Source organism: Sphaerisporangium sp. NPDC051017, assembly GCF_040683095.1.
Classification (GTDB): Bacteria; Actinomycetota; Actinomycetes; order Streptosporangiales; family Streptosporangiaceae; genus Sphaerisporangium.
Genome location: NZ_JBFBCI010000140.1, coordinates 1 through 2,662, shown reverse-complemented (window position 1 = coordinate 2,662; position 2,662 = coordinate 1). Strand labels below are relative to the sequence as shown.

The window sequence follows — 2,662 nt, the reverse complement described above, 5'->3', positions numbered from 1 at the left end:
GCGATCTTGGATCCGTTCACGTACATCACCGTCGCCTGGCCGTTGTTGACCACCGCGAGGTGCATCCACTCCCCCGTGGGCACGGCGTGGCTCCACGAGGGTGAGCATTCACATCATGCGCGTTCGGTGACGGAGGGCTTGCTGGTGTGACGTTGCTCAGGTTGATCGTTGATCTCCGGCATGCTGTGATTGCCGGGTGCCCGGCCTGGAGGAGATGTCGCGTGAGGAGCTGATCGCTCTTGCGCGCGCTCTGGCCGAGCGGACGGTGATCCTGGAGAAGGAGAATGCCGCGCTGCGTGAGCGGGTCGCGCGGTTGGAGCGGCTGATCTCGCGCAACAGCGATAACTCGGGATGCCGCCTTCGGCCGATGACATGCCTGATAGAAAGCAGCCCAATGCCTCTACTGCGGCCCATGGGGCGGGAAGCGTAAGCCTGGCAAGCAGCCGGGCGCTGCTGGGGTGAGCCTGGCCTGGTCCGATGAGGTCGCCGAGCGGGACATGGCCGAGCGCTTTCCCCAGGGGGCCTGCGGATGCGGGGCCGACCTGGCCGGCGCGGCCGATCTTGGGGCGACCGCGCGGCATCAGCAGATCGAGATCCCGCTGGTGAGTGCCCGCCCCTTGCAGCACAACCTGCACACGATCGCCTGCCGGTGCGGCAGAGTGCATACCGCGTCCCGCCCCGAGGGGTGCCGGCCCAGCCGGTGAGTTTCGGGGTCAATCTGCAGGCGTGGTGTGTGTGTCTGATGGTCGCGTACGCGATCCCCGGTGCACCGCTGTGCCGAGCTGGTCGCCTCGCCGGCCAGCGCGAAGCCGTCGGCGGGGTTCGTGCACGGCCTGATCGCCCGTGCCGCGGACCTGGTCGCATCGGCCAATGCCCGCATCCGTGCGCTGCTCACGCTCGCGTACGTGGTGTGCTGCGATGAGACGCCGATCCGGGCCGGGCCCAAGAAGGCCAAGACGTACCTGCTCGTGGCCTGCACGGATCTGTTCACCTGTTACATGCTCGACCGGGACATGGCCACGTTCAAGAAGTTCGTCATCGCAGAGTTGACCGGCGTCATCGTGCATGACCGTTACCAGAATTACGACTCGGCCGACTCGGCGAGCACGACCACCAGTTGTGCACGGCTCACCTCCTGCCTGATCATGAAGAACTGCGCCGAGACCTACCCCGGCGCGTGCCGACCGGCTCAGATCCAGACCGCGCTGCGCGGTCTCATCCACGCCGCGAATCTGGCCCGCAAGCAGGGCAAGGACGCCATTCACCCGGGCACCAAGCGAATATGGATCAGCAGCTTCCGGCACGGGTGCGGGTGGGCATGTCGCAGGTTCGCCGCCTCCCGGCCCGGCCGGGACCGTCACCCAGCCCGTTGGCCGCGTCCTGCTGGAAGTGCTGCGCGACCGCGAGGACGACGTGCTGCGCTTCGCCGATGACCTGCGGATTCCACCGACGAACAACCAGGCCGAACGCGGTCCGCCCGGCCAAGACCCAGACGTCATGACCGCGATCCGTGACGCTCTTGTCGGCCGCGCCTGGATGCCACCCCATCCCACACCCGCCTGCTCCGCGACAACTCGCAGCTAAGAACGATCACACACCGCGATCACGTAACACCGAAATGCATCAGCGCTGAATGCCTACTGCAGTGTGACAGACCAACTACTTCTATATCCACCCTTGACAGCAGAAGCAAAGCTAACAGAATATGGTACCGCCCTCAACCGAGGGATTTTCCCTAAGAAAGGAGTTTGTCATGTCCGCCAATGAGACCGTCGAGGCTATCCGCGAGAGCTCCGTGAAAAACCTTGTCGAGGGCGAGGAGGCGCAGACCCCTGAGGTGTTCCGCCTGGACCTGGCCGAGGTGCAGTGCCTCGGCGGCCCGAAGCAGCAGGGCTAATTCGCGTTGTGCAACTGAAGTACCTGGCTCGCCAGTACCCAAGTTGCAATAGCCGTTCGGACGTCCGCCCTATGGGCGGCTGATCAATCCGCAAATGGTGGGCTCAGGCGTGAGCCGGGCCCACCATTTGTCTTCCAGCACAACTAGCATTAAATCTCTAATTTGCAAAATTAAGTCCGCATCTGCAGCTGAAGGGCTTGTGGGTTTCCACCAAGGAGGCAATGTGAAAGTACGTCATGCACTGGACCTACAGTTTCAGGCTGTTGGACAGGATTTTCAGTTTCACAGTCCACGGGAAGGCTTACTATATAAGGGCACGGCCCTGCAGGATGCACGACTGGTCGAGTTCTTGGTTAGCCTATCCGATTGGGAGCTAGAGGATGTGGCGGCCAGCAGATTATCCCGCATTGCAGACATCCCTATGAATGCTGCCAGGGCAGAGGTGAAGCGCTTAGTCAAAGCAAAGATCTTGGCTTCGGATGAGGATGTCGAACAGGTCGACACTTTCGCGGCAGCACCACTTTGGTCTACTTATGGCTGGCAAGAGGCATTCACCTATCAGGTGCTCTCAGATTCGATCAAGCGGATTGACTACCGTGAGCCAGCAGGGATGGAGCTGGATATGGCGATGATGCGTAAATATTACGCCGAGGAACCAGCACCTCCAATCTATTAAGCAGAAATCTTTGATCTAGACGATCTGTGAATCTTGTGGAATGATCACTTCGTGCGAGAGACCGATGGTCGCGGACTCCCCCAAAGCGA

General features: G+C 61.6%; 5 protein-coding genes. All 5 read left to right on the top strand.

Annotated elements, in window-relative coordinates:
* Window positions 1-196 precede the first annotated feature (196 nt).
* The 5 genes from AB0M95_RS40855 (at window position 197) to AB0M95_RS40835 (ending at window position 2,573) form a co-directional block, all read left to right on the top strand.
* Complete coding sequence (locus AB0M95_RS40855; protein ID WP_363777131.1) at window positions 197-430, top strand: hypothetical protein; 234 nt, start codon at window positions 197-199, stop codon at window positions 428-430.
* A gap of 28 nt (window positions 431-458) precedes the next feature.
* A complete protein-coding gene (locus tag AB0M95_RS40850) occupies window positions 459-704 on the top strand; it encodes a hypothetical protein (protein ID WP_363777129.1) in 246 nt (81 codons plus the stop codon).
* Window positions 705-764: 60 nt separating this feature from the next.
* On the top strand, window positions 765-1,433 hold the full coding sequence (locus AB0M95_RS40845) for a transposase (protein WP_363777126.1): 669 nt from the start codon (window positions 765-767) through the stop codon (window positions 1,431-1,433).
* 320 nt (window positions 1,434-1,753) lie between these two features.
* Entirely contained in the window at window positions 1,754-1,897 is a 144-nt protein-coding gene (locus AB0M95_RS40840) for a hypothetical protein (RefSeq protein ID WP_363777123.1), read from the top strand.
* 223 nt (window positions 1,898-2,120) lie between these two features.
* Complete coding sequence (locus AB0M95_RS40835; RefSeq protein WP_363777120.1) at window positions 2,121-2,573, top strand: hypothetical protein; 453 nt, start codon at window positions 2,121-2,123, stop codon at window positions 2,571-2,573.
* Window positions 2,574-2,662: the final 89 nt, after the last annotated feature.